At 64.0% G+C, this 5,505-nt stretch carries 4 protein-coding genes; 2 read left to right on the forward strand and 2 right to left on the reverse strand.

The window, feature by feature from the left end; translation table 11 throughout:
* Window positions 1-2,516: zincin-like metallopeptidase domain-containing protein (locus RKP46_RS08330; RefSeq protein ID WP_311106215.1), on the forward strand; the 2,516-nt coding region annotated here is incomplete at its 5' end.
* 78 nt (window positions 2,517-2,594) lie between these two features.
* Here the strand turns inward: RKP46_RS08330 and RKP46_RS08335 are convergent.
* Together RKP46_RS08335 and RKP46_RS08340 are read right to left on the reverse strand one after the other, a co-directional pair.
* Window positions 2,595-2,891, reverse strand: coding sequence for a hypothetical protein (locus RKP46_RS08335; RefSeq protein ID WP_311106216.1), 297 nt, complete (start codon window positions 2,889-2,891; stop codon window positions 2,595-2,597).
* A gap of 257 nt (window positions 2,892-3,148) precedes the next feature.
* Entirely contained in the window at window positions 3,149-3,775 is a 627-nt protein-coding gene (locus RKP46_RS08340; RefSeq protein WP_311106217.1) for a nucleotidyltransferase domain-containing protein, read from the reverse strand.
* A 257-nt stretch (window positions 3,776-4,032) separates the two neighbouring features.
* On the opposite strand from RKP46_RS08340, the gene RKP46_RS08350 reads away from it, so the two are divergent.
* On the forward strand, window positions 4,033-5,505 hold a 1,473-nt coding region (locus RKP46_RS08350; protein WP_409194120.1), incomplete at its 3' end, for a transposase.

A 5,505-nucleotide genomic window follows, 5' to 3' on the forward strand; every position in this document is an offset into this window, starting at 1 on the left:
TGACCTACAAGCAGGCCGCCGCTGCCGGCGCGCAGGTGCGCAAGGGCGAGCACGGCACGGCCATCCAGTACTGGAAGTTCAGCGAGGAACAAACCCGGACTGACGAGAGCGGCAAGCCCGTCCTCGATGCCCATGGCCAGCCGGTCAAAGTGGAAGTGCGGCTGGAGCGGCCGCGGGTGTTCTTCGCCACCGTATTCAACGCCGAGCAGATCGACGGCTTGCCACCGATGCAGCGCAGGGAACAGACCTGGAATGCCGTCGAGCGCGCCGAGGCCATCTTGCTGGCGTCCGGCGCCGTGATCCAGCACGGGGGCCAGAACCGCGCCTTCTACCGCTTGCGGACCGACAGCATCCACCTTCCCGACAAGGGCCAGTTTCCCAGCGCCGACAACTACTACGCGACGGCGCTACACGAACTCGGGCACTGGACCGGCCACCCATCGCGCCTGGGCCGCGACCTGGCGCATCCTTTCGGCAGCGAGGGTTACGCGAAGGAAGAGCTGCGGGCCGAAATCGCCAGCATGATCCTGGGTGACGAACTCGGAATCGGCCACGACCCCGGCCAGCACGCGGCGTACGTCGGCACGTGGATCAATGTCCTGCGGGACGATCCACTGGAGATTTTTCGGGCCGCGGCCGACGCCGAGAAGATCCACGGCTACGTGCTGGCCCTCGAACAGCAGCAGGTTCAAGAACAGACCAGCCAGCAGGCACAGACCCAGGACAGCGCACAGAATCAGGATAACGCAGAGAACCACGACAACACAGAGAATCAGGAGGCGGCCATGAAGAGCTTCACGCAGACCCCCGTGCTTCCGAGCACGGCGCTCGACTCAAGCGACGGCGCAACGGCAGTTGCCGACCCCCGTCACGACCCGATCAACCCGCACGAGCAAGCGGCCCGGCTGGCGAGAATCGAGGAAGAACGGGTGCGCCGCGACCCCAACAGCACCGACGAGGACATTGCCGCCGCCCGAGAAGCGCGCAAGTCGGCCGACGTGGCCGCGCTCCTCAACGACAAGGACCTGCAACGGCAGATCACTGAACACGAACGCGAGCAGCAGACTACCCAGGCCGGTCAGGTAGACCAGGCCAGCCAGGCCAGCCAATCCAGCAAGATCTGGATCGACGTCCCCTATCCGCAGAAGGACGAGGCGAAAGCGCTGGGTGCGCGCTGGGATCGTCAGGAACAGTCCTGGTATGTCCCGGCCGGTGTGGATCCAGCCCCCTTTGCCCGATGGACGCCGGCGGCTGCTCCCCAGGCCCGGCCCAAGCAGTCGCCAGCCACCCCGCCGCGCCAGTATCTCGCCGTTCCCTACGGCGAACGCGTCGCCGCCAAGGCGGCCGGCGCCGTGTGGGACAAGGCCGCGAAGTCCTGGTACGCCGGGCCAAAAGCCGACCTGTCGAAGCTCAAGCGCTGGAAGCCCGAGAACGTCGCTACCCAGCAAGGCCCGGCAATGACGCCGAAGGACGAGTTCGCCGAGGCGTTGCGCTCGATCGGCTGTGTGGTGAGCGGCGAGCACCCGATCATGGACGGCCAGAAGCACCGCATCAGCGTCGAAGGCGAGAAGCACAGCGAGAAATCCGGATCGGGCTTCTATGTCGGCCACCTGGATGGCCACCCCGCCGGTTACATGAAGAACAACAAGACCGGCGTCGACCTGAAGTGGAAGTCGAAGGGCTACGCCTTCGACCCCGAGCAGAAAGCCAGGATGCTCGCCGAGGCCGCCGAGAAGCTGCAGGCCCGAACCACCGAGCAAGAGCGGCTGCACGAGCAGACCGCACAGCGTGTCGTCCAGCAGATGACGAAGCTGCTGCCCGTCACCGAGCCGACCGCGTACATGAAAGCCAAGGGCATCGAGCCACAACCCGGCGTCTTCACCGACCGCGAAGGCCAGAAGACCTACATCCCGGCCACCGACGTCGACGGCAAGCAATGGACGATGCAGTACATCCGGGAGGATGGCAGCAAGCGCTTCGCCAAGAACAGCCGCAAGGAGGTCTGTTTCCATGTGATCGGCGGCCTGGACGCGCTGGCCAAGGCGCCGGTCCTGGTCATCGGCGAAGGCTACGCCACCGCCGGTAGCCTGTCGCAGACGCTGGGCTTTGCGACCGTCGCCGCCTTCGACTCGGGGAACCTGATGCCCGTCGCCAAGGCCCTGCACGAGAAGTACCCGGACAAACCGATCGTGATCGCCGGCGACGACGACAAGCACCTGGAAGCCACTCAGGGCGTGAACCCCGGCCGCCGCAAGGCCGAAGAAGCCGCTCGGGCGGTCGGCGGCAAGCTGCTGCTGCCGATCTTCGCGCCCGGCGAGCAGGCCTCGAACCCGAAGGGCTTCACCGACTTCAATGACCTGGCTACCAGGAGTGTGCTCGGACAGGAAGGTATTGCGCGGCAGGTTCGGTCGGTGGTTGAGGATGTGCTCGAACGGCAGCAGGGGCTGAGTGTCGAGGATCTGCAGCGTGGGCCAAGGCAGGAGCAGGCGGCGCGTCGGGTGGCGAAGGTCGGATGATCGTTGCGGCTGTTGTACTTCAATGAATCGAGCCGGGCCCATTTCCTTGTTTCTGGCTCGTGCAGCAGCCAGAAACAATCAGGCTTCAACTGGGCCCAGCGCCTCCACCGCAGCCTGAAGTTCCTTGGCAACCGCAATCAGTTCCCGGATCAACGGCTCGTCTTCCTCATAGTCGCCATCGTAGAGGGCACGGTTACGCTTCTGGTGGCAGTTGTCGAGGAAACGCCACTTGGCTGCAGGCAAGGACACGGTGCTGCCGAGAATCTGGAAGACGATATGGCGGTTCTCCGATCGATACCCATGCCAGCGCAGAGCCGCCAAGGCGAGACTGTGTGCTGCGTCGTAGGCTAGGCTGAAGCGGCTTTCGGCGTTCAACCTAGATTCCTCTGTTAAGCCTTGACCAGATTTGATGAAAGCCAGATTTGGCAGGGCTTTGCGGCCGATTTTAGCAACTGCGCCACAGTTCCTTTTGGGTGTCCTGGAGACATTCGAAAAATCCAATCTTCATAGCAACTTAGCTGCCATTCCTGGCTTCAACTGAGGAATCTAGGTTCAATCCAGGGTTCTGTGCGTCCGGCAGTTTATTCCTGGCGGATCGGAGCAGTCCGTCGAACTCGGCCTGATCAGGGGGTTCAGCCTTGAGCTTGCCGATCTTCGCCAGATTCTGCAGAGTTTCCCGTGGGGAGGTCATTGTCGTCGCCGATGAGCATGATCTTTGGTTGCTGGACGATGCGGGTCAAGAAGTGGTTGTCGCTACGTAGCTTCTTCGAGAAATCTTCCGCTGCGTAGAGGGTGGGGTTCACCTTGCGACCCAGTACTTCCTCTGCCTTGGCCAGCACCTCGAAGAGATGACTGTAGCTCAAGCCCTCGGCGATGACCATGACGTCGATGTCGCTGGCCGCCGTATCCGTGCCCTTGGCCACGGAACCATAGATGAAGGCGCAACGAACAAGATCGGCACACTCGGACAAGGCGGCACGCAGGACATCGGCCAGCCCGAAGGTCTTGAGGACGATCCCCCGGAGTTCCGTGAAGATCGGTGATTTCCGGTTGGCCTGGTAGTGTTTCTGTCGGCCGAGGGGAGTCATGGTGATCAGACCGGAGGAGGTCATTCGTTCCAGTTCACGCTGCAGCGCGCCACGCCCGGTCAAGGCAAGCTTTGCAATTTCGTTGGCGTAGAAAGATCGGTCCGGTTGACCAAATAACAGACCAAGCACCCGCTGCTGGCCTCCAGAGAAGAGCGCATCTGAAATCGACACAGAGTCTTTATTCCCCATAATGGGTACTATGGTACCTGATCTGGGGATCAGCGCGCTAAACTGAGGGCAACGCTTGTTCCCCTCTATGGGGCTTGGCGACCCCAATTCAGGGGATTTCTTATCCTTTGTCCTTCAGAAGGCTCGGGGTAAAGGGTTGCGCCCATGACTAGGGCGCGCGTCCCGCAGCCAGCAGGCATTGAGGCCACAACTGTATGGGCGTACAGTTTTGGCCTCTCGATTGCCCGACTCGTATCCCCATGTCTGCCGCCTGTGCTCCTGCTCGCACTGCCGTCTATCGCCGTCGCCGGCCCGAACGTACCGTGCTCTATCGCACCGTGCAGACGCACCTCGCCACTTGGCTCCAACTCTCCTGCGATAGCCGCCAGGGTGCTTCCGGCCCAGCCCATGTCGAACGCGAGTTCCGCCGGTATCTCGAATGCGGGATTCTCGCGCATGGCTTTGCCCGCGCTCGATGCGCCGAGTGCGGTCACGATTTTCTCATCGCCTGCTCGTGCAAGGGCCGTGGCGTCTGTCCTGCTTGCAACACCCGGCGGATGGTCGAAGCTGCGGCCCACCTGGCCGACCACGTTTTTCCGCGACTGCCGGTCCGTCAGTGGGTGCTGTCGGTTCCCAAGCGGCTGCGTTATCACCTCGAACACGATCCGGCGATCGAAACGCTGGCGCTGCGCATTTTTCTGAGCGTCGTGGAACAAGCCTTGCGCCGCGCCTGCCCGGCTGCGGGCCCCGATTCCCGGATCGGCGCGGTGGCCTTCATCCACCGCTTTGGCGCGCTGCTCAATCCGCATGAGCACTTCCACTGCCTCGTCAGCGAGGGCGTTTTCGAGGCTGACACCTCGGGAGCCGCGACCTTTCATGAAAGCCGTGCCCCCGACCAGAAGCGGCTCGACGAAGTCCACGCCAAGGTCCGCCGCCGTCTGCTGCGCGCGCTGACCCGACGCGGTGTGCTTGAGCCGGAAGACGCCGAGACGATGGCAAACTGGGCGCATGGTGGCGGCTTCTCGCTCGACGCCAGCGTGCGCATCGAAGGCGCCGACCGCCCGGGCCTGGAACGGCTGCTGCGGTATTGCGCTCGCCCGGCCTTCGCGCTGGAGCGCTGGCGTGAAGTCGACGCCGAACACTTGGTCTACGAGAGCATCAAGGCGGGTCCCGGCGGCAGCATCAGCCTGATGCTCACACCGCTCGAACTGATCGAGCGTCTGGCGGCGCTGATTCCGCCGCCGCGCCGTCATCGGCATCGGTACTACGGGGTGCTGGCGCCGAACGCGCCGCTGCGGTGGCAGGTCATTGCGCTCGCCGGCGTGCCAGACGGTACGCCGGCGGCAGCCCAGACCGAGTCAATCGCCGCGAGCGCTGCGCCAAGCGTCACGCCAAACCGGTCGTCCGAGGGGACAGAGGAAGCACCGGGGGAAGTGGAAGCGATCCTCCGTCGCGCCGCCCGTTACGCCTGGGCGCTGCTGCTCGCGCGGATCTATGAGGTCTTTCCGCTCGTCTGCCCACGCTGCGGCGGCGAGATGCGAATCATCGCCTTCATCACCGACGCCTGCGCCGTGCGCGAGATCCTCTCGCACTTGGGCGAGCCGACGTCACCGCCGCCTATCGCGCCGGCCCGGGGCCCGCCGCTGTGGGAGATGACCGATGCCGAGCAGGGCGAGTTCGACCCGCCAGCTCAACCGGCACCGGACTACCCATTCGATCAGCGCATCGCCTGG

Source organism: Accumulibacter sp. (assembly GCF_031732815.1).
In the GTDB taxonomy this organism is placed as follows: domain Bacteria; phylum Pseudomonadota; class Gammaproteobacteria; order Burkholderiales; family Rhodocyclaceae; genus Accumulibacter.